The 20,071-nt window shown below is 70.6% G+C and carries 23 protein-coding genes; 18 read left to right on the top strand and 5 right to left on the bottom strand.

Annotation, left to right across the window (positions count from 1 at the left end; all coding sequences use genetic code 11):
- Positions 1-21 precede the first annotated feature (21 nt).
- Positions 22-2,109 (bottom strand): transketolase, encoded by a 2,088-nt coding sequence (tkt, locus tag AB0J57_RS22565; protein WP_366130070.1) that lies wholly within the window; start codon positions 2,107-2,109, stop codon positions 22-24.
- A 356-nt stretch (positions 2,110-2,465) separates the two neighbouring features.
- Between tkt and AB0J57_RS22560 the strand changes: the two genes are divergently transcribed.
- The 3 genes from AB0J57_RS22560 (at position 2,466) to AB0J57_RS22550 (ending at position 4,977) form a co-directional block, all read left to right on the top strand.
- Positions 2,466-3,407 (top strand): heme o synthase, encoded by a 942-nt coding sequence (locus tag AB0J57_RS22560; protein WP_366130069.1) that lies wholly within the window; start codon positions 2,466-2,468, stop codon positions 3,405-3,407.
- A 57-nt stretch (positions 3,408-3,464) separates the two neighbouring features.
- Positions 3,465-3,815, top strand: a complete 351-nt coding sequence (locus AB0J57_RS22555) for a hypothetical protein (RefSeq protein ID WP_366130068.1) — start codon at positions 3,465-3,467, stop codon at positions 3,813-3,815.
- An 82-nt stretch (positions 3,816-3,897) separates the two neighbouring features.
- Positions 3,898-4,977 carry an amidohydrolase family protein gene (locus AB0J57_RS22550; protein ID WP_366130067.1) on the top strand — a complete coding sequence of 360 codons (1,080 nt, stop codon included), beginning with the start codon at positions 3,898-3,900 and terminating at the stop codon, positions 4,975-4,977.
- Here the strand turns inward: AB0J57_RS22550 and AB0J57_RS22545 are convergent.
- The 3 genes from AB0J57_RS22545 to AB0J57_RS22535 are packed head-to-tail and all read right to left on the bottom strand — an operon-like array spanning position 4,974 to position 7,691.
- Positions 4,974-5,954, bottom strand: coding sequence for a COX15/CtaA family protein (locus AB0J57_RS22545; RefSeq protein WP_366130066.1), 981 nt, complete (start codon positions 5,952-5,954; stop codon positions 4,974-4,976). The genes AB0J57_RS22550 and AB0J57_RS22545 overlap by 4 nt on opposite strands.
- Before the next feature lie 46 nt (positions 5,955-6,000).
- Positions 6,001-6,768 carry an ABC transporter permease gene (locus AB0J57_RS22540; RefSeq protein WP_366130065.1) on the bottom strand — a complete coding sequence of 256 codons (768 nt, stop codon included), beginning with the start codon at positions 6,766-6,768 and terminating at the stop codon, positions 6,001-6,003.
- Entirely contained in the window at positions 6,765-7,691 is a 927-nt protein-coding gene (locus AB0J57_RS22535; RefSeq protein WP_366130064.1) for an ABC transporter ATP-binding protein, read from the bottom strand. The genes AB0J57_RS22540 and AB0J57_RS22535 overlap by 4 nt, the downstream gene beginning before the upstream one ends.
- Positions 7,692-7,988: 297 nt before the next feature.
- Between AB0J57_RS22535 and AB0J57_RS22530 the strand changes: the two genes are divergently transcribed.
- The 15 genes from AB0J57_RS22530 (at position 7,989) to AB0J57_RS22460 (ending at position 19,041) form a co-directional block, all read left to right on the top strand.
- Positions 7,989-8,717 carry a metalloregulator ArsR/SmtB family transcription factor gene (locus tag AB0J57_RS22530; protein ID WP_366130063.1) on the top strand — a complete coding sequence of 243 codons (729 nt, stop codon included), beginning with the start codon at positions 7,989-7,991 and terminating at the stop codon, positions 8,715-8,717.
- Entirely contained in the window at positions 8,714-10,129 is a 1,416-nt protein-coding gene (gene sufB / locus AB0J57_RS22525; RefSeq protein WP_366130062.1) for a Fe-S cluster assembly protein SufB, read from the top strand. The genes AB0J57_RS22530 and sufB overlap by 4 nt, the downstream gene beginning before the upstream one ends.
- A 139-nt stretch (positions 10,130-10,268) precedes the next feature.
- A complete protein-coding gene (sufD, locus tag AB0J57_RS22520; RefSeq protein ID WP_366130061.1) occupies positions 10,269-11,465 on the top strand; it encodes a Fe-S cluster assembly protein SufD in 1,197 nt (398 codons plus the stop codon).
- On the top strand, positions 11,465-11,782 hold the full coding sequence (locus AB0J57_RS22515; protein ID WP_073752594.1) for a non-heme iron oxygenase ferredoxin subunit: 318 nt from the start codon (positions 11,465-11,467) through the stop codon (positions 11,780-11,782). Before sufD ends, AB0J57_RS22515 begins: the two co-directional genes overlap by 1 nt.
- A 7-nt stretch (positions 11,783-11,789) precedes the next feature.
- On the top strand, positions 11,790-12,554 hold the full coding sequence (sufC, locus tag AB0J57_RS22510) for a Fe-S cluster assembly ATPase SufC (protein WP_366130060.1): 765 nt from the start codon (positions 11,790-11,792) through the stop codon (positions 12,552-12,554).
- Positions 12,551-13,807, top strand: a complete 1,257-nt coding sequence (locus tag AB0J57_RS22505) for a cysteine desulfurase (RefSeq protein ID WP_366130059.1) — start codon at positions 12,551-12,553, stop codon at positions 13,805-13,807. Before sufC ends, AB0J57_RS22505 begins: the two co-directional genes overlap by 4 nt.
- Before the next feature lie 8 nt (positions 13,808-13,815).
- Positions 13,816-14,280 (top strand): Fe-S cluster assembly sulfur transfer protein SufU, encoded by a 465-nt coding sequence (gene sufU, locus AB0J57_RS22500; protein WP_366130058.1) that lies wholly within the window; start codon positions 13,816-13,818, stop codon positions 14,278-14,280.
- 92 nt (positions 14,281-14,372) lie between these two features.
- The gene (locus AB0J57_RS22495; protein WP_366130256.1) at positions 14,373-14,687 is read left to right on the top strand and encodes a metal-sulfur cluster assembly factor; all 315 of its coding nucleotides are present in this window, start codon (positions 14,373-14,375) and stop codon (positions 14,685-14,687) included.
- Between the two features lie 55 nt (positions 14,688-14,742).
- Positions 14,743-15,108 carry a VOC family protein gene (locus tag AB0J57_RS22490; RefSeq protein WP_366130057.1) on the top strand — a complete coding sequence of 122 codons (366 nt, stop codon included), beginning with the start codon at positions 14,743-14,745 and terminating at the stop codon, positions 15,106-15,108.
- A 24-nt stretch (positions 15,109-15,132) separates the two neighbouring features.
- The gene (locus tag AB0J57_RS22485; RefSeq protein WP_366130056.1) at positions 15,133-15,453 is read left to right on the top strand and encodes a multidrug efflux SMR transporter; all 321 of its coding nucleotides are present in this window, start codon (positions 15,133-15,135) and stop codon (positions 15,451-15,453) included.
- Positions 15,453-16,010 (top strand): TetR family transcriptional regulator, encoded by a 558-nt coding sequence (locus AB0J57_RS22480; RefSeq protein WP_366130055.1) that lies wholly within the window; start codon positions 15,453-15,455, stop codon positions 16,008-16,010. Before AB0J57_RS22485 ends, AB0J57_RS22480 begins: the two co-directional genes overlap by 1 nt.
- A 61-nt stretch (positions 16,011-16,071) precedes the next feature.
- Positions 16,072-16,671: an RNA polymerase sigma factor gene (locus tag AB0J57_RS22475; protein WP_366130054.1), complete on the top strand. Its 600-nt coding sequence runs from the start codon at positions 16,072-16,074 to the stop codon at positions 16,669-16,671.
- Positions 16,664-17,572 (top strand): hypothetical protein, encoded by a 909-nt coding sequence (locus tag AB0J57_RS22470; protein ID WP_366130052.1) that lies wholly within the window; start codon positions 16,664-16,666, stop codon positions 17,570-17,572. Before AB0J57_RS22475 ends, AB0J57_RS22470 begins: the two co-directional genes overlap by 8 nt.
- A 187-nt stretch (positions 17,573-17,759) precedes the next feature.
- Positions 17,760-18,743: a 2,3,4,5-tetrahydropyridine-2,6-dicarboxylate N-succinyltransferase gene (gene dapD / locus AB0J57_RS22465; RefSeq protein ID WP_366130051.1), complete on the top strand. Its 984-nt coding sequence runs from the start codon at positions 17,760-17,762 to the stop codon at positions 18,741-18,743.
- A gap of 91 nt (positions 18,744-18,834) precedes the next feature.
- Positions 18,835-19,041 carry a hypothetical protein gene (locus AB0J57_RS22460; RefSeq protein WP_366130050.1) on the top strand — a complete coding sequence of 69 codons (207 nt, stop codon included), beginning with the start codon at positions 18,835-18,837 and terminating at the stop codon, positions 19,039-19,041.
- On the opposite strand, the gene AB0J57_RS22455 is transcribed toward AB0J57_RS22460, so the two are convergent.
- Positions 19,017-19,943, bottom strand: a complete 927-nt coding sequence (locus AB0J57_RS22455) for a 4-hydroxy-tetrahydrodipicolinate synthase (RefSeq protein ID WP_366130049.1) — start codon at positions 19,941-19,943, stop codon at positions 19,017-19,019. The genes AB0J57_RS22460 and AB0J57_RS22455 overlap by 25 nt on opposite strands.
- Positions 19,944-20,071: the final 128 nt, after the last annotated feature.

The raw sequence follows: 20,071 nt of genomic DNA, 5'->3' as shown, positions 1-20,071 counted from the left end.
CTACTAGTTCGTATACCGGCGTCAGCGCGCTGCGGCTTCGATCGATTCCCTGGCCGCGGCGGCGACCGCCTCGGCAGTGAAGCCGAACTCGCGGAAGAGCACCTTGCCGTCGGCCGAAGCACCGAAGTGCTCCAGCGAAACGACCCGGCCCGCGTCACCGACGTACCGGTGCCAGGTCAGGCCGACCCCGGCCTCGACCGCGACACGCGCCTTCACCGACGGCGGCAGCACCGCATCCCGGTACCCCTGGTCCTGCTCCTCGAACCACTCGACGGACGGCATCGACACGACACGGGTCGGGATGCCGGCGGCCTGGAGCTCCTCGCGGGCCTGGACGGCCAGGTGCACCTCGGAGCCCGTACCGATCAGCACGACCTGCGGCTCGCCGCCGTCGGCGTCGAACAGCACGTAGCCACCGCGGGCGGCGTCGTCGTTCCACTCGTACGTCGGCACGCCCTGGCGGGTGAGCGCCAGACCGTGGGGGGCGCCCTTGCCGAACTCCTTGGTCCAGCGGCGGAGGATCTCGCGCCAGGCGATCGACGTCTCGTTGGCGTCGGCCGGGCGCACGATGTTCAGGCCAGGGATGGCGCGCAGCGAGGCCAGGTGCTCGACCGGCTGGTGCGTCGGGCCGTCCTCGCCGAGGCCGATGGAGTCGTGCGTCCACACGTACGTCACCGGCAGGTGCATCAGCGCGGAGAGGCGGACGGCGTTGCGCATGTAGTCGGAGAACACCAGGAACGTGCCGCCGAAGACGCGGGTGTTGCCGTGCAGCGCGATGCCGTTCATCTCCGCGGCCATGGCGTGCTCGCGGATACCGAAGTGGATGGTGCGGCCGTACGGGTTCGCCTCGGGCAGCGGGTTGCCCTCGGGGAGGAACGACGACGTCTTGTCGATCGTCGTGTTGTTCGAGCCGGCCAGGTCGGCGGAGCCGCCCCACAGCTCGGGGATGACCGCGCCCAGCGCCTGGAGCACCTTGCCGGAGGCGGCACGGGTGGCGACGCCCTTGCCGGTCTCGAAGACCGGGAGCTTCTCCTCCCAGCCCGTGGGCAGCTCGCCCGCGGCGATGCGGTCGAACTCGGCGGCGCGCTCCGGGTTGGCGGAACGCCACTCCTGGAACTGCTTCTCCCACTCCGCGCGGGCCTCACGGCCGCGGTCGAGGGCCTGGCGGGTGTGGCCGATAACCTCGTCCGAAACCTCGAAGGACTTTTCGGGGTCGAAGCCCAGGACGCGCTTGGTGGCCGCGACCTCCTCGTCGCCGAGCGCCGAGCCGTGAGCGGCCTCGGTGTTCTGCGCGTTGGGCGCCGGCCAGGCGATGATCGAGCGCATCGCGATGAACGACGGGCGCGAGGTCTCGGCCTTGGCCGCCTGGAGGGCACGGAAGAGGGCCTCGGGGTCGAGGTCGCCGTTCTCCTTGGGCTCCACGCGCTGGACGTGCCAGCCGTAGGCCTCGTACCGCTTCATCGTGTCTTCGGAGATGGCGGTCTCGGTGTCGCCCTCGATCGAGATGTGGTTGTCGTCCCACAGCAGGACCAGGTTGCCGAGCTTCTGGTGCCCGGCCATCGAGGACGCCTCCGCGGAGATGCCCTCCTGGAGGCAGCCGTCACCGGCGATGCAGTAGACGAAGTGGTCGAACGGCGAGGTGCCGGGCGCCGCCTCCGGGTCGAACAGGCCGCGCTCGTAGCGGGCGGCCATGGCCATGCCCACGGCGTTGGCGACACCCTGGCCCAGCGGACCGGTCGTCGTCTCGACGCCGACCGTGTGACCGTACTCGGGGTGGCCCGGGGTCTTGGAACCCCAGGTCCGGAAGGCCTTCAGGTCGTCCAGCTCCAGGCCGAACCCGGCCAGGTAGAGCTGGATGTACAGCGTCAGGGACGAGTGTCCGGCGGACAGCACGAAACGGTCGCGCCCGGTCCAGTCGGCGTCCGCCGGGTCGTGCCGCATCACCTTCTGGAAGAGGGTGTACGCGGCCGGGGCCAGGCTCATCGCCGTACCGGGATGGCCGTTGCCGACCTTCTGTACGGCATCGGCGGCCAGGATGCGGGCGGTGTCGACGGCCCGCTGGTCCAACTCGGTCCACTCGAGGTCTGTGGTGGTCGGCTTGGTGCTCACCCTGGGTCAGGGCTCCTCTCCACATGTCGAATGCCGGCGGCGGAGATCCCACCGGCCGCTGTTGAGCCTACCCCCGCGAGAACGTCCATTTTTTCGAGTCATTCCAGAGTGCCGGGATCGGTCGGGATCCGCCTCCTGACTGGGCTCCACGGCTTTCAGCAAGTGAATACGGAGGCGCTCATCCGATCGCTCATCCGAGCGTGCGATCCACCCTTTGCGGTGCCCTCTCCAACACGACCCACCCCCGCGAAGGGCGAGGTATGGGCAACGTCTAGAGTGGCGTGGTACGCGCGAGTCTTTACCGGGCCTTCACGCCCAGAGGGCGACTCGCTGGGATGTCTCTGTCAGGGGTGTGCGTGACGGCCGTCGAATCCCGTCCGGCGGGTGTGCTCGGGACGAGCACGGGGAAGCGGCCATTCGGGGCCCGCGTGAAGGGCTTCGTGGCCCTGACCAAGCCGCGGATCATCGAGCTGCTGCTCATCACCACGGTCCCCGTCATGTTCCTCGCCGAGCAGGGCGTGCCCGACCTCTGGCTGGTGCTCGCCACCTGCCTCGGCGGCTACCTGTCGGCCGGTGGCGCCAACGCCCTGAACATGTACATCGACCGCGACATCGACGCCCTCATGGACCGTACGTCGCAGCGCCCGCTGGTGACCGGCATGGTCTCGCCGCGCGAGGGGCTGGTCTTCGGCCTCACCCTCGCCGTGGTCTCCACGCTCTGGTTCGGACTCCTCGTCAACTGGCTGTCCGCCTGGCTGTCGCTCGGCGCGCTCCTCTTCTACGTCGTCGTCTACACGATGATCCTCAAGCGGCGCACCTCGCAGAACATCGTGTGGGGCGGCATCGCCGGCTGCATGCCGGTCCTCATCGGCTGGTCGTCCGTGACCAATTCGATGTCCTGGGCCGCTGTCGTCCTCTTCCTGGTCATCTTCTTCTGGACGCCGCCGCACTACTGGCCGCTGTCGATGAAGGTGAAGGAGGACTACGCGCGCGTGGGCGTGCCCATGCTCCCCGTCATCGCCTCCAACAAGGTGGTGGCCCGCCAGATCGTCCTCTACAGCTGGGTGATGGTCGCCGTCTCGCTGCTGCTGACGCCGCTCGGCTACACCGGCTGGTTCTACACGGCGGTGGCCCTGGCGACGGGTGGCTGGTGGCTGTGGGAGGCGCACGCCCTCCAGAACCGCGCGAAGGCGGGCGAAACGGGCGGAAAGCTCAAGGAGATGCGGCTGTTCCACTGGTCGATCACCTATGTGTCGCTGCTGTTCGTGGCGGTCGCGGTCGACCCGTTCCTGCGGTAGTCCGCCGGGTCCGGCAGGCTCTGGCGGGTTTTACTACCGGTGGGTAGCATCCTGTTCATGGCAGACACCAAGCAGGGCGACACCGAGCAGGGCGACACCAAGCGGGCCGAACACAAGGCGTCCAGGCTCGCCAAGCAGATCCAGGCGTTCTCCAAGCAGCACGGCGGCGCCGAGGGCCAGCTCGCCTACCTCGGCCAGATGGGCACCCGCATCGTGCTCGTCGGTGAGGACGGCGGCTGGGGCGACCTCGTCGCGCCGAGCCACGAGATCGCGCGGCGCGCCGCCGACAAGGCGGGCCTCACCCTCCACGAGTCCTTCGACGGCGACCTCGCGGCGAAGGTCCGCACCGGCCGGTACGAGTGGAGCCGCATGGCGGGCATCCAGGTCGGCGGCCCGTCGAACGACTGAGACAACGCCCCGAGGCAACACCTTGGGCGGGGGTCACCCGTTAGGACCTGTGACGGTTCAGCCATCGCAGGGAGCCCCCGCAATGATCGACACCCCGACGCTGGTGGACCAGTACTGCCACGGGGTGCTCCGGACGGAGCTGGGCCTGGGCACCTTCGAGACCCTGCTCGGCAGGGCGGAAGGGCCACCGGCGGCCGGTACGACGTTCTTCGACACCCAGACCGGTTTCGCCGTACGGCGCTGGTGCCCGCCCCTGCTCGGCCTCGAACCGCACTGCCCGCCCGCCCGTTACCTGGCCCGCCGCCGCGAGCTCGGCGTCCTGGAGTCGGGCCGCCGGCTGCTCCGCTCCACCGGGATCTCCACCTACCTGGTGGAGACCGGGCTGCCCGGCGACCTCACCGGACCGGTCGAGATCGCCGCGGCGGGTGACGCCCAGGCCCACGAGATCGTCCGCCTGGAGCTGCTCGCGGAGCAGGTCGCCGACACCTCCGGCACCGTCGACGCCCTGCTGGCCAACCTCGCCGAGGCCGTCCACGGAGCGGCCGTCTCCGCCGTCGCGTTCACCTCCGTCGCGGCGGTGGGCCACGGGCTCGCCCTGGCGCCCGCGCCGCCCGGACCCGGTGAGGTACGGGGCGCGGCAGGGCGCTGGCTGGCCCGCCGCCAGGTCGGCGGGGCGCTCACCGACCCCGTACTGCTGCGGCACCTGCTGTGGATCGCCGTCGCGTCCGGGCGGCCGCTCCAGCTCCACGTGGGCATGGACGACCCCACCACGCTCGGCGACTTCGCGGCGGCCACCGCGGGACTCGGCACCGACCTGGTGCTGCTGCACGGCTATCCGTACCACCGGCAGGCCGCCCACCTGACGAGCGTGTTCCCGCACGTGTACGCCGACCTCGGCCCCGCGCTCGCGCGGACGGGCGCCAGGGCGGCGGCCGTGCTGGCCGAGACCCTGGAGCTCGCGCCCTTCGGCAAGCTGCTGTTCTCCAGCGGCGCCCGGGGGCTGCCCGAGCTGCACGTGGTCGGGGCGCGGGCGTTCCGCGAGGCGCTCGGCCGGGTGCTGGCCGACTGGGTCTGCGACGGCGCCTGGTCCCGGGCGGACGCGCAACGGGTCGCCGACATGATCGCGGCGGGGAACGCCCGGCGGGTGTACGGGCTCGGTTAGGAGGCCGGGCTCAGTTCCGCGTCCGCCGCCTGTGCGGGAATCCCGGTGGCCGGCGACGCGACGGGCCGCTCGCGCAGGCTGAGCGCGAGGCGCAGTACCGCGATCCACATCAGCGACGAGCCCAGCATGTGCAGGCCGACCAGGATCTCCGGCACACCGGTGAAGTACTGCACGTACCCGATCCCGCCCTGCGCCAGCAGCACCAGCAGCAGGTCACGGGCGCGCGCCCGGGTGTCGTCGGGGGCGTCGACCACGCGCAGCACGAAGAACATGGCGAGCGCCAGGGCGCACACCGCCCAGGCGAAAAGGGCGTGGATCTGGGCCACGGAGGTGTAGTCGAACGGCATGCGCGGTACGTCGCTGCTGTCGCCCGCGTGCTCGCCCGAGCCCGTCACCGTCGTGCCCGCCGCGACGAGCAGACCGGCCACGACCACCAGCGTCCAGCCCAGCTTCCGTACCGGCCCCGGCACGCGCGGGCGTGCCGCGCCGTCACCCTCGCCGGCGCGCACCCAGGAGACCGTGGTCACGGTCAGCAGCGCGTTGGCGGCGAGGAAGTGGACGGCCACCGTCCACGGGTTGAGCTCCAGCCGTACCGTGATGCCGCCGATCACCGCGTTGAGCGCCACGATCCAGAACTGGAGCCAGCCCAGGCGGCTCAGCTCCCGCCGCCACGGCTTGGCGCAGCGCGCCGCGATGATGAACCAGCCCACGGCCGCCGAGACCACATACGTCAGCATCCGGTTGCCGAACTCGATGGCACCGTGGATGCCCTGCTCGGAGGTGGTGAAGAGGCTGTCGTCCGTGCACTTGGGCCAGGTGTCGCAGCCCAGCCCGGAACCGGTCAGCCGGACGGCGCCGCCCGTCACGATGATGACGACCGTCATGATCATGGCGGAGAGCGCGGCACGCCGGACCGTCTTGGGGGAGGGGGTCCAGCGCTGGGCAATAAAGGCGAGGGGGGTCAACACGGACTCCATCGTAGGCGCCTGCTTGTGCATGCATTCACGAGGGTCCCCGTCAGGGTTACTCCCAGCGGAAGAACCGTGCCGCGGCGCCCAGCCCGGCGACCGCCCACACCGTCAGCACCCCCGCCGCGCCCCACGGCGTCGACGCCCCGCCCTGGAGCACGTCCCGCAGCCCGTCCGACAGGGCGGAGATCGGCAGCAGCTCCAGCACCGCGCGGGCCGCGTCCGGGAACCTGTCCAGCGGCACGATCACCCCGCCGCCCACCAGGAGCAGCAGGAACACCAGGTTCGCGGCGGCGAGCGTCGCCTCGGCCTTCAGCGTGCCGGCCATCAGCAGACCGAGCCCCGAGAAGGCCGCCGTGCCGAGCAGGAGGAGCAGAAGCACGGAGAGGACGCCGCCCTGCGGCGACCAGCCCAGCGCCAGCGCGATCACGGTCAGCAGCGCGACCTGGAGCACCTCGGTGACCAGGACCGACGCCGTCTTGGCCGTCATCAGCGCCCAGCGGGGGAGCGGTGAGGCCCCGAGGCGCTTGAGCACCCCGTACCGCCGCTCGAAGCCGGTCGCGATGGCCTGCCCGGTGAACGCGGTCGACATCACGGCGAGCGCGAGGACACCGGGGGCGAGGAAGTCCACGGCCTTCCCGTTCCCCGTGTCGATGATGTCGACCGTCGAGAAGAGGACGAGCAGCAGCGAGGGGATGATCACGGTGAGCAGCAGTTGCTCGCCGTTGCGCAGCAGCATCCTCGTCTCGAACGCGGCCTGCGCCGCGATCATGCGCCCGACCGGCGCCGCGCCCGGCTGGGGCGTGTAGGTCCCGGCGCTCATGAACGCAGCTCCTTGCCGGTCAGTTCCAGGAAAACGTCTTCGAGGGTGTGCCGCTCGACCGCGATGCCGTCCGGCATCACCCCGTGCTGCGCGCACCAGGTGGTGACCGTGGCGAGGAGCTGCGGGTCGACCGTGCCGCTGATGCGGTACGCGCCCGGGGTCAGCTCGGCGGCGGCGGTGCCGTCCGGGAGGGCCTTCAGCAGGGAGCCGAGGTCGAGGCCCGGGCGGCCGGTGAAACGGAGGGTGTTCTCGGCGCCGCCCCGGCACAGCTCCTCGGGGCTGCCCTGGGCGGCGACCCGGCCCGCGTCGATGATCGCGACGTCGTCGGCCAGCTCCTCAGCCTCGTCCATGAAGTGCGTGGTCAGGACGGTGGTGACGCCGTCGGCGCGCAGCTCGCGGATGAGCTGCCAGGTGGCACGGCGGGCCTGCGGGTCGAGTCCGGCCGTCGGCTCGTCCAGGAAGACCAGCTCGGGGCGGCCGACGACGGCCATGGCGAGCGCCAGGCGCTGCTGCTGGCCGCCGGAGAGCCGCCGGTAGGCCGTGCGGCCGCAGGAGCCGAGCCCGAGGCGCTCGATCAGCGCGTCCACGTCAAGGGGGTGGGCGTGCAGTTTCGCCATGTGGCGGAGCATCTCGTCGGCGCGGGCGCCGGAGTAGACGCCGCCGGACTGGAGCATCACGCCGATGCGGGGGCGCAGCGCCGCGGCGTCGGCGACCGGGTCGAGCCCGAGGACGCGGACGGTGCCGGCGTCGGGGCGGCGGTAGCCCTCGCAGGTCTCGACGGTGGTGGTCTTGCCGGCCCCGTTGGGGCCCAGGACGGCGGTGACGGTGCCCGCCCGGACGTCGAGGTCGAGGCCGTCCACCGCGGTCTTGGTCCCGTACCGCTTGACCAGGCCCCGGACCTGGACGACGGACTCGTATCGCATGGCAAGGAAGTCTAGAGAGCGGGACGGGGCGCCCCGTTCGGCGGGTGCCACCCGACCGGAAATGACGTGCCCGAACCCGGGTCGGCGGGGCTCCCCGCAGGGCCCCGGGCACAAGGGCGAGCTCCACCGGCGATCGGGCAAAACGGGCAGGTCAGGCGCGGGTGCGGCGGGTCGCGCGCGCCGCCGGCGCTGATCGTTTCCGCAGGTCAGGTTAGGTTTCCCTTAGTGATGTACGGCACCGTCCACCCCTCAGGACGTCGCTTGTCAGGCTCTGAGGAATTACGCAACAATGGCGTTGTGAAAAACGTCGGTGAGGCTCCCGCGGCTCCAGCGGAGGAACTCGCGACCGGGGAGCGCTCCACGCGCAACCGGGTCGCGCGGTCCATCCTGGATCACGGCCCGTCCACCGTGGCCGAGCTCGCGAAGCGGCTCGGCCTCACTCAGGCCGCCGTCCGCCGGCACCTCGACGCCCTGGTCGCCGACGACGTGGTCGCCCCGCGTGAGCAGCGTGTCTACGGCGCCCGCACCCGGGGCCGCCCCGCCAAGGTGTTCGCCCTGACGGACTGCGGCCGGGACGCCTTCGACCAGTCGTACGACTCGCTCGCCGTCGACGCCCTGCGCTGGATCGAGCAGAACGCGGGCGGCGAAGCCGCCGTCGCCGCGTTCGCCCGGGACCGGATCGAGGCCCAGGCGGAGGCGTACCGCGAGGCGGTCGAGGCGGCGGCGCCCGAAGAGCGCGCCGAGGCACTCGCCAAGGCCCTGAGTGCGGACGGGTACGCTGCGACGGCGCGCAACGCGCCGGTCGGACAGCAGCTCTGCCAGCACCACTGCCCGGTCGCCCACGTCGCCGAGCAGTACCCGCAGCTCTGCGAGGCCGAGACGGAGATCTTCAGCCGTCTGCTCGGAACCCACGTGCAAAGACTGGCGACCATCGCCCACGGCGATGGGGTCTGCACGACGTACATCCCGCACACCACATCATCAGCATCTGCATCTGCAAGCACGGCCGGGAGGAACCCCGCATGACCACCGAGATCAGCCACCCCGAGCTCGAGGGCCTGGGTCGGTACGAATATGGCTGGGCCGACCCGGACGCAGCCGGAGCCGCCGCCAAGCGCGGTCTCTCCGAAGAGGTCGTCCGCGACATCTCCGCGAAGAAGAACGAGCCGGAGTGGATGCTGAAGCTGCGGCTGAAGGGTCTGCGCCTCTTCGACAAGAAGCCCATGCCGACCTGGGGCTCCGACCTGTCGGGCATCGACTTCGACAACATCAAGTACTTCGTGCGGTCCACCGAGAAGCAGGCCGAGTCGTGGGAGGACCTGCCCGAGGACATCAAGAACACGTACGACAAGCTCGGCATCCCCGAGGCGGAGAAGCAGCGCCTCGTCGCCGGTGTCGCGGCCCAGTACGAGTCCGAGGTCGTCTACCACCAGATCCGTGAGGACCTGGAGGAGCAGGGCGTCATCTTCCTGGACACGGACACCGCCCTCAAGGAGCACCCGGAGCTCTTCCAGGAGTACTTCGGCACGGTCATCCCGGTCGGCGACAACAAGTTCGCGTCGCTGAACACCGCGGTGTGGTCCGGCGGCTCGTTCATCTACGTCCCGAAGGGCGTGCACGTCGAGATCCCGCTCCAGGCCTACTTCCGTATCAACACGGAGAACATGGGCCAGTTCGAGCGGACGCTGATCATCGTCGACGAGGATGCCTACGTCCACTACGTCGAGGGCTGCACCGCGCCGATCTACTCCTCGGACTCGCTGCACAGCGCCGTGGTCGAGATCATCGTCAAGAAGGGCGCCCGCTGCCGTTACACGACCATCCAGAACTGGTCGAACAACGTCTACAACCTGGTCACCAAGCGCGCCGTGGCCTACGAGGGCGCGACCATGGAGTGGGTCGACGGCAACATCGGCTCCAAGGTGACGATGAAGTACCCGGCCGTCTACTTGATGGGCGAGCACGCCAAGGGCGAGACCCTGTCCATCGCCTTCGCGGGCGAGGGCCAGCACCAGGACGCCGGCGCCAAGATGGTCCACATGGCCCCGAACACCTCCTCCAACATCGTCTCCAAGTCGGTGGCGCGAGGCGGCGGCCGCACCTCCTACCGCGGGCTCATCGAGATCGGCGAGGGTGCCCCGGGTGCCAAGTCCAACGTGCTGTGCGACGCGCTGCTCGTCGACACGATCTCCCGCTCGGACACGTACCCCTACGTGGACGTCCGCGAGGACGACGTGTCCATGGGCCACGAGGCGACCGTCTCCAAGGTCTCCGAGGACCAGCTCTTCTACCTGATGAGCCGCGGCATGACCGAGTTCGAGGCCATGGCCATGATCGTGCGCGGCTTCGTCGAGCCGATCGCCAAGGAGCTGCCCATGGAGTACGCGCTCGAGCTCAACCGGCTGATCGAGCTGCAGATGGAAGGCGCGGTGGGCTAACAGCCCCCCTGGCCGTATCGATCACGTCCCCGGGCTCACCCGGTGAGCCCAGTGAGCGGCCCGCGGCACGACCGGTCCCGGCCGGCCGTCCCGCGGGCGGCGAACGCACCGAACGCAGAAAGCGAGCAGACCGACAGCCATGGCTGAGGCTCAGACCAACCCGACGGGGACCATCCCCGTGGGCTCCACCACCGCCGGCTCCATCGCGGTGGCCGCCGAGTCCACCGTCGCCACGCGCATGAGCGCGCCCCCGTCCTTCGACGTCGCGGACTTCCCCGTCCCGCACGGCCGCGAGGAGGAGTGGCGGTTCACGCCGCTGGAGCGGCTGCGCGGTCTGCACGACGGCACCGCGATCGCCACCGGCGACGGCGTCCGCGTCGAGGTGGAGGCCCCCGAGGGCGTCACCGTCGAGACCGTCGGCCGCGACGACGCGCGGCTCGGCAAGGCCGGCACGCCGGTGGACCGGATCGCCGCCCAGGCGTACTCCGCCTTCGAGAAGGCCTCGGTCGTCACCGTGCCCAAGGAGACCGTGCTCACCGAGCCGATCCGGATCTCCGTGCACGGCGAGGGCGCCACCGCCTTCGGCCACCAGGTGATCGAGCTCGGCGCGTTCGCCGAGGCCGTCGTGGTCATCGACCACACCGGTGACGCGGTCCTCGCCGCCAACGTCGACTACCTGATCGGCGACGGCGCCAAGCTCACCGTCGTCTCCATCCAGGACTGGGACGAGAAGGCCGTCCACGTCGCCCAGCACAACGCGCTGGTCGGCCGCGACGCGTCCTTCAAGTCGGTCGTCGTCACCTTCGGCGGTGACGTCGTGCGCCTGCACCCGCGCGTGAAGTACGCCGCGACCGGCGGCGAGGCCGAGCTGTTCGGCCTGTACTTCACCGACAAGGGCCAGCACCAGGAGCACCGCCTCCTCGTCGACCACAACACCCCGCACTGCAAGTCGAACGTCGCCTACAAGGGCGCGCTCCAGGGCGACGACGCGCACGCGGTGTGGATCGGTGACGTGCTGATCGAGGCCAAGGCCGAGGGCACCGACACGTACGAGATGAACCGCAACCTGGTTCTGACCGACGGCGCCCGGGTCGACTCCGTGCCGAACCTGGAGATCGAGACCGGTGAGATCGTCGGCGCCGGTCACGCCTCGGCCACTGGCCGCTTCGACGACGAGCAGCTCTTCTACCTGATGGCTCGCGGCATCCCGGAGACCGAGGCCCGCCGCCTCGTCGTCCGCGGCTTCTTCGCCGAGCTCGTCCAGCAGATCGGTCTGCCGGACGTCGAGGAGCGCCTGATCGCGAAGATCGAGGCCGAGCTGGAGGCGTCCCTCTGATGCCCTTCGTCCGAGCCTGTGGGCTGAGCGAGCTGGAGGAGGACACCCCGAAGCGGGTGGAACTCGACGGCACGCCCATCTCCATCGTCCAGACCGAGGGCGAGGTGTTCGCGATCCACGACATCTGCTCGCACGCGAACGTCTCGCTGTCGGAGGGCGAGGTCGAGGACTGCCAGATCGAGTGCTGGCTGCACGGGTCCGCCTTCGACCTCCGCACCGGCAAGCCGTCCGGCCTTCCCGCGACGCGCCCCGTCCCCGTATACCCCGTAAAGATCGAAGGGGACGATGTGCTCGTCTCCGTCACCCAGGAGTCCTGAGTCACCCATGGCAACGCTTGAAATCCGCGACCTGCACGTCTCCGTCGAGGCCGACAACGCCACGAAGGAGATCCTCAAGGGCGTCGACCTGACCGTGAAGCAGGGCGAGACCCACGCCATCATGGGCCCCAACGGCTCCGGCAAGTCGACGCTCGCGTACTCGCTCGCGGGTCACCCCAAGTACACGATCACCAGCGGCACCGTCACCCTCGACGGCGAGGACGTCCTGGAGATGTCCGTCGACGAGCGCGCCCGCGCGGGCCTCTTCCTCGCCATGCAGTACCCGGTCGAGGTCCCGGGCGTCTCGGTGAGCAACTTCCTGCGCACCTCCGCCACCGCCGTGCGCGGCGAGGCCCCCAAGCTGCGCACCTGGGTGAAGGAGGTCAAGGAGGCCATGGAGCGCCTCAACATGGACCCCGCCTTCGCCGAGCGCAACGTCAACGAGGGCTTCTCCGGCGGTGAGAAGAAGCGCCACGAGATCCTCCAGCTCGAACTCCTCAAGCCGAAGGTCGCGATCCTCGACGAGACCGACTCCGGCCTGGACGTCGACGCGCTGCGCATCGTCTCCGAGGGCGTCAACCGCGTCCGCGAGAGCGGCGAGGTCGGCACCATGCTGATCACGCACTACACGCGCATCCTCCGCTACATCAAGCCGGACTTCGTCCACGTCTTCTCCGCCGGCCGGATCGTCGAGTCGGGTGGCCCCGAGCTCGCCGACAAGCTGGAGAACGAGGGCTACGAGTCGTACACGAAGGGTGGCGCATCCGCGTGACACAGATGCCGGGCCTTCTCGACACCGAGGCGATCCGCAAGGACTTCCCGATCCTCGACCGGGTGCTCCACGACGGCAAGAAGCTCGTGTACCTGGACAACGCGGCGACCTCGCAGACGCCGCGCCAGGTCATCGACGTGCTGAGTGAGTACTACGAACAGCACAACGCCAACGTGCACCGCGGCGTGCATGTGCTGGCCGAGGAGGCCACGGCGCTGTACGAGGGAGCGCGTGACAAGGTCGCCGCCTTCATCAACGCGCCGAGCCGCGACGAGGTGATCTTCACCAAGAACGCCTCGGAGTCGCTCAACCTCGTCGCCAACATGCTGGGCTGGGCCGACGAGCCCTACCGGGTCGACCACGAGACCGAGATCGTCATCACGGAGATGGAGCACCACTCCAACATCGTTCCGTGGCAACTGCTCTCGCAGCGCACCGGCGCGAAGCTGAAGTGGTTCGGCCTGACCGACGACGGCCGTCTCGACCTGTCCAACATCGACCAGGTCATCACCGAGAAGACGAAGATCGTCTCCTTCGTGCTGGTCTCCAACATCCTGGGCACGCTCAACCCGGTCGAGGCGATAGTCCGCCGGGCCCAGGAGGTCGGCGCGCTGGTGCTGATCGACGCGTCGCAGGCCGCCCCGCACATGGTGCTGGACGTGCAGGCGCTCCAGGCCGACTTCGTCGCGTTCACCGGCCACAAGATGTGCGGCCCGACCGGCATCGGTGTGCTGTGGGGCCGCCAGGAGCTGCTGGAGGACCTCCCGCCGTTCCTCGGCGGCGGCGAGATGATCGAGACCGTGTCGATGAACTCGTCGACGTACGCCCCGGCGCCGCACAAGTTCGAGGCGGGTACGCCCCCGATCGCCCAGGCCGTCGGCCTCGGCGCGGCCGTGGACTACCTCACCTCGATCGGCATGGACAACATCGCGCGCCACGAGCACGTGATCACCGAGTACGCGGTCCGCCGCCTCCAGGAGGTCCCCGACCTGCGGATCATCGGCCCGGTGACGGCCGAGGACCGCGGCGCCGCGATCTCCTTCGTCCTCGGTGACATCCACCCGCACGACGTGGGCCAGGTCCTCGACGAGCAGGGCATCGCCGTCCGGGTCGGCCACCACTGCGCGCGGCCGGTCTGCCTCCGGTACGGAATTCCTGCGACCACGCGGGCGTCGTTCTATCTGTACTCCACGCCGGCCGAGGTCGACGCCCTGGTCGAAGGCCTGGAGCACGTCCGGAACTTCTTCGGCTAGGAGCGGGTGTGAAGCTGGATTCGATGTACCAGGACGTCATCCTGGACCACTACAAGAACCCGCACGGGCGGGGCTTGCGGGACGGCGACGCCGAGGTGCACCACGTCAACCCGACGTGCGGCGACGAGATCACGCTGCGCGTGAAGTACGACGGGTCGCGGATCGCGGACGTGTCGTACGAGGGCCAGGGCTGCTCCATCAGCCAGGCATCCGCCTCGGTCCTGAATGAACTCCTCGTCGGCAAGGAACTCGCCGAGGCGCAGAAGATCCAGGCCACCTTCCTGGAGCTGATGCAGTCCAAGGGCAGGATCGAACCCGACGACGCGATGGAGGAGGTGCTGGAGGACGCGGTCGCGTTCGCCGGTGTCTCCAAGTACCCGGCCCGGGTGAAGTGCGCCCTGCTGAGCTGGATGGCCTGGAAGGACGCGACCGCCCAGGTGATGGGTGACGGCGCGGAGAGGAATACCGCATGACTGAGAACGACACGGCCGGGAAGCTCGCGGCCGGTGGCGAGACGGCCGAGACGGTTCCGGCCACGCCGGCGACCGGCGGCGGGACGGCCGGGATGAAGCCGGCGTCCGAAGAGGAGATCCGCGAGGCGCTGTACGACGTCGTCGACCCCGAGCTGGGCATCGACGTGGTCAACCTCGGCCTCATCTACGGCATCCACATCGACGACTCCAACATCGCGACCCTGGACATGACGCTGACGTCGGCGGCCTGCCCGCTGACCGACGTGATCGAGGACCAGGCGAAGGCCGCGACGGACGGCATCGTCAACGAGCTGAAGATCAACTGGGTCTGGATGCCGCCGTGGGGTCCGGACAAGATCACGGACGACGGCCGCGAGCAGTTGCGCGCGCTCGGCTTCAACGTCTGACGCCCTCGGCCTTATTCGGCTGCGACGGCCATGCCCCCCAGGCAGACTGGCGGGCATGGCCGTTTCTCTGTACCAGATCGCGATCGACACCCATGACGCCCCGGGGCTCGCCCGGTTCTGGACCCAGGTCCTGGACTGGAAGGTCTTGTACGAGGACCCCGAGGAGATCGTCATCGGGGCCGACGAGAACGCGATGCCGGGGATCGTCTTCCTCACCGTGCCGGAGGGGAAGACCGTCAAGAACCGGCTCCACCTGGACCTGGCGCCCGACGACCAGGCCGCCGAGGTGGAGAGGATCATCGGCCTCGGAGCGCGGCGGGTGGACATCGGGCAGGGCGACGACGTGACCTGGGTCGTCCTCGCGGACCCCGAGGGCAACGAGTTCTGCGTGCTGCGGCCGAAGAAGTCGCTCGTGGAGTGAGCACCCATGTGTACGCTCGTACACATGGGATACGGAATGCTCGCCGCCGCCATCGCGGCGGAGGTGGCCGGCACGACGGCCATGAAGTACAGCGAGGGCTTCACCCGGCTGTGGCCCTCGCTGATCACCGTCGCGGGCTACCTGCTCGCCTTCGGCCTGCTCGCCCAGACCCTCAAGACGCTGTCCGTGGGCACCGCGTACGCGATCTGGGCGGGCGTGGGCACCGCGGCCGTCGCCGCGATCGGGATGCTCTTCCTCAACGAGTCCACCAGCCTGGTCAAGGTCACCGGCATCGCCCTGGTCATCGCCGGCGTGGTCGTCCTCAACCTCGGCGGGGCCCACTGATGGCGCCCCGCGCACCCCGCGCGCCGCGCCGGTACGACCCCGACCGGCGCACCCGCATCATCGACGCGGCGATCCGGGTCGTCGGGCGCGCCGGCATCGCGGGGCTGAGCCACCGCACGGTGGCGGCGGAGGCGGACGTGCCGCTCGGCTCGACGACGTACCACTTCGCCTCCCTCGACGAACTGCTGGTCGCCGCGCTGCGCCGGGCCGGTGAGGGCTTCGCCGCGGCCGTCCGCGACAGCGGCGCGCTCACCGGCCCCGGGGCGGACCTCGCGGCGGAGCTCGCCCGGTTGATGGGGCGGTGGCTCGGCGGCGAGCGTACGGGCGTGGAGCTGGAGTACGAGCTGTACCTCGCCGCCCTCCGGCGCCCCGCGCTACGGCCCGTGGCCGCCGAGTGGACGGACGACCTGGTGGCCACCCTGTCGGCAGGAACGGACCCGGCCACCGCCCGCGCGCTCGCCGCCCTCATGGACGGCATCTGCCTCCAGGTGCTGCTGACGGACACGGCGTACGACGAGGAGTACGCCGCTGAGATGCTGGGGCGACTGCTCGCGTGAACCCGATCCGTGACCGCGGGGAACAGAGGGTGTGACCACACCCGTAACAGACGGAGACCCAGTGACCGGCTCACCGGGCAGCGACGACGCGACCGTCATAGCCACCTCCCTGGAGCGGCCGGAGGTTTTCGCCGAGCTGTACAGCCGGTACGCCGCCGACATCCACCGCTACGCCACCCGGCGGCTGGGCGACGCGGCCGCCGACGACATCACCGCGGACACGTTCCTGGCCGCGTTCCGGGCCCGCTCGGGCTACGACCTGGGCCGCGCCAACGCCCGCCCCTGGCTGTACGGCATCGCCGCCAACCTGATCGGCAAGCAGCGCCGCACCGAGGTCCGCGCCCTGGGCGTGCTGGCCCGCACCGGACACGACCCGGTCGCCGAGTCCTGGGTGGACCACGCAGACGACCGCGTCACCGCACAGGCCGCCCACGGGCCCCTGGCCGGAGCGCTCGCGGCCCTGTCCGGCGGCGACCGGCACGTCCTGCTGCTGGTCGCCTGGGCGGACCTGACGTACCAGGAGGTCGCCGAGGCGCTCGCCATCCCGGTCGGCACGGTCCGCTCACGGCTCAACCGGGCGCGCAAGAAGGTACGGGCGGCGCTCGGCGACTGCGACCCCACCCTCGTACAGGACTTCGCCACGGAGGTCACCCATGGATGAGATGCGGACGCTCCAGGACTTCCGCGCGGACGCCCCCGCCCCGGACCGCGCCCGCCTCGCCCCCGGCCGGCAGCGCCTCCTCGACGAAGCCGCCCGCCCCCGGCGCCGCCTCAGGGGCGGGTGGCTCGCGGTCGTCGGCGCGGCGGCGGGCGTGGCCGTCGCGGCGGTCCTCGTCACCCAGGTCGTGCCTCCGGCGGACACGCCACGGGTGAAGGCCGACCGTGCGGCCTCGGCCGCCGTGCCCACCGACGGGCAGTGGCTCTACGAGAAGACCCTCATCCGGCAGTCGACGCTCAACTTCCGCGACGACCTCAACCCCGTCACGCAGAAGGGCGAGCCGCCCTACGGCGAGTTCACGGTGGAGACCTGGACGCAGTACGGCAGCGGCAAACGGCGCACCATGCTGCCGGGCGGCAACCTCGATTCCGTGATCGTGAAGTCGGAACCGCCCAAGAGCCTGCGGCAGAAGGTGGCGGATCTCCCCGACGAACCCAAGCAGGTGCTGAAGGCCCTCCAGACCATCGACTCCCCCCCGGGGGACTACCAGCGGATCCACTTCACCTACACCCAGGTGGACACCATCCCGCCCGAGTCCCGGCTGTCCCTCTTCCGCGCACTGACGTCGATCCCCGGCGTCGTGGTCCGGGAGGAACACGTCGAGGACGCGCTGGGCCGGCCGGCCATAGCGGTCCACGTCTCGGACGACAACCCGTTCACCAAGGAGACCCACCGCCGCGAGGAACTGCTCCTCGACCCGGAGACCTACGAGTACCGGGGCGAGCGCAGGATGTTGCTGGCCGGCGGCATGATCGACTCCAAGGTGACGACGAAGGAGACCATCATCCAGGTCTCGGCCGTCGAGCGGCCCGGCGCCGTGAACGCGCCCGGCAAGCGTCCCTGACCCGCCCCCGGCCGCGCGCCCGCCCCGGGACGGGGGTCCGGGGCGGGCGCGCGGCCGGGGTGACGGGCCGGGGGCCGGCCGGGGTGACGGGCCGGGCGGGCGCGTGGCTGGGGAGACCGGCCGGGGCGGGCGACCGGGACGTGAGACCGGTTCGCCCGGGTGGCGGGGCGCCGGTTAGGTTTCTGGCATGACTTCTGCACCTCGCACCACCGGCGCCGTCGCCGCCGGCCTTGCCACCATCGCCGGCGACGGCACCGTTCTCGACACCTGGTTCCCGGCCCCCGAGCTCGTCGCCGAGCCCGGGCCCGCCGGGACCGAGCGGCTCACCTCCGACCAGGCCGTGAACCTCCTCGGCGAAGGCGCCGCCAAGGCCGTCGGCGTCGACGCCCGCCGCGGCGTCGAGGTCGTCGCCGTACGCACCGTCATCGCCTCCCTGGACGACAAGCCGCTCGACACGCACGACGTCTACCTCCGTCTGCACCTGCTCAGCCACCGGCTCGTCAAGCCGCACGGCCAGAGCCTGGAAGGGATCTTCGGGCTGCTCGCCAACGTGGCCTGGACCTCCCTCGGGCCCGTCGCCGTCGACGACCTCGAGAAGGTCCGGCTCAACGCCCGCGCCGAGGGCCTGCACCTCCAGGTCACCAGCGTCGACAAGTTCCCGCGCATGACCGACTACGTCGCCCCCAAGGGCGTCCGCATCGCCGACGCCGACCGCGTGCGGCTCGGCGCGCACCTCGCCGCCGGGACCACCGTCATGCACGAGGGCTTCGTGAACTTCAACGCCGGCACGCTCGGCACCTCGATGGTCGAGGGCCGCATCTCCGCGGGCGTCGTCATCGGCGACGGCAGCGACATCGGCGGCGGCGCCTCCACCATGGGCACCCTCTCCGGCGGCGGCAACGTCGTCATCTCCGTCGGCGAGCGCTGCCTGATCGGCGCCGAGGCGGGCGTCGGCATCGCCCTGGGCGACGAGTGCGTCGTCGAGGCCGGCCTCTACATCACCGCCGGTACGCGCGTCACGATGCCCGACGGCCAGATCGTCAAGGCCCGCGAGCTGTCCGGCGCCTCCAACATCCTCTTCCGCCGCAACTCGGTCACCGGCACCGTCGAGGCCCGCCCGAACAACGCGGTGTGGGGCGGTCTCAACGACATCCTCCACAGCAACGACTGATTCGTGTGATGGTGCGTGACCTTTCCGCCACTCGGGTGGATAAGCAGGTCGCGCACGGTCACACGATTCGGCAAGGCGAGGGACGGTTCATATGAAGATCAGCAGGCTGGTCGTACCGGGTGTGTTCGCGCTGGCGGCCATCGTCTCGCCGGGCGTCGCCCACGCGGACGAGGCCCACAGCGGCTCGGACAACGGCCATCATCTGACGCTGCTGTCGATCGGCCAGATCGACGACCCGATGGAGGACGTGCTGGAGCACGTCGCCATCCTCGGTCACAACAAAGTCGTCGGCTCCTGAACCGGGCCCTTGACCAGCTCCTCGTACGCCGCCCTCAGCCCGTCGACCGTCTCCCGGCCGGCGGGCTGAAGCGGTTCGCGGACCGGGCCCGCGTCCAGCAGCGCCTTCACCGTCACCGTGCCCGGCAGGCCGGACGCCATCATCAGCTCCGCCAGCCCGATCGTGAGCTGGTTCAGCCGGGCCGCCAGCGCGGTGTCGCCCGCGTCGAACGCGTCCAGCACCGCCCGCATCCGGCCCGGGGCCACATTGGCGACCGTACTGATGAAACCCGCGCCGCCGATCGCGTACAGCGGGAGGTTCATCTCCTCGCAGCCCGAGTAGTACGCCAGTGACGTGCGGGCCAGCACCTTGGTCGAGCCGAGCAGGTCGTACGCGCAGTCCTTGACGGCCACGATCCGCGGGTGCTCGGCCAGCCGCAGCACGGTCTCCGGTTCGATGCGCGTGGCGGTGCGGCCGGGGATGTCGTACAGCGCCAGGGGCAGACCGGTCGCGTCCGCCACCCGCCGGAAGTGGGCCTCGACGGCCGCCTGGGGCGGGCGGCTGTAGTACGGGGGGATCACCAGCAGGCCGTCCGCGCCCGCCCGCTCCGCCTGGCGGGCCAGCTCCACCGTGTGCGCGGTGTCCGCGGTGCCGACGCCCGCCACGAGGGCGACGCCCGGGCCGAGCGCGTCCCGTACCGCCCGTACCAGCGCGGCCTTCTCGGCGTCCGTCGTGGTCGGGGACTCGCCGGTGGTCCCGTTCAGCACCAGGCCGTCGCAGCCCCCCGCCACCAGCTCGGCGGCGAGCCGCTGCGCCCGGTCCAGGTCGAGGGCCCCGGAGGCGGTGAAGGGCGTGACCATCGCGCACAGCGCGCGGCCGAAGGGACGAGGGGGCGGCCCGGAAGGTGAGGCGATGAGGGTCATGATCGCAGTCTGCGGTGACCGACGGTGTAGGTCTACTTAGATCTTCTTCGGGCTAAGGGGAAGTGTTGCTGAAGGATCGGCTGGTTCCGGGCCCGCTCGGCGGGGTACCCGGAGCTTCCCGTAGGAGA

Source organism: Streptomyces sp. NPDC049837, from assembly GCF_040674455.1.
Taxonomy (GTDB): domain Bacteria; phylum Actinomycetota; class Actinomycetes; order Streptomycetales; family Streptomycetaceae; genus Streptomyces.
This window is presented reverse-complemented; position numbering and strand designations above follow the sequence as displayed.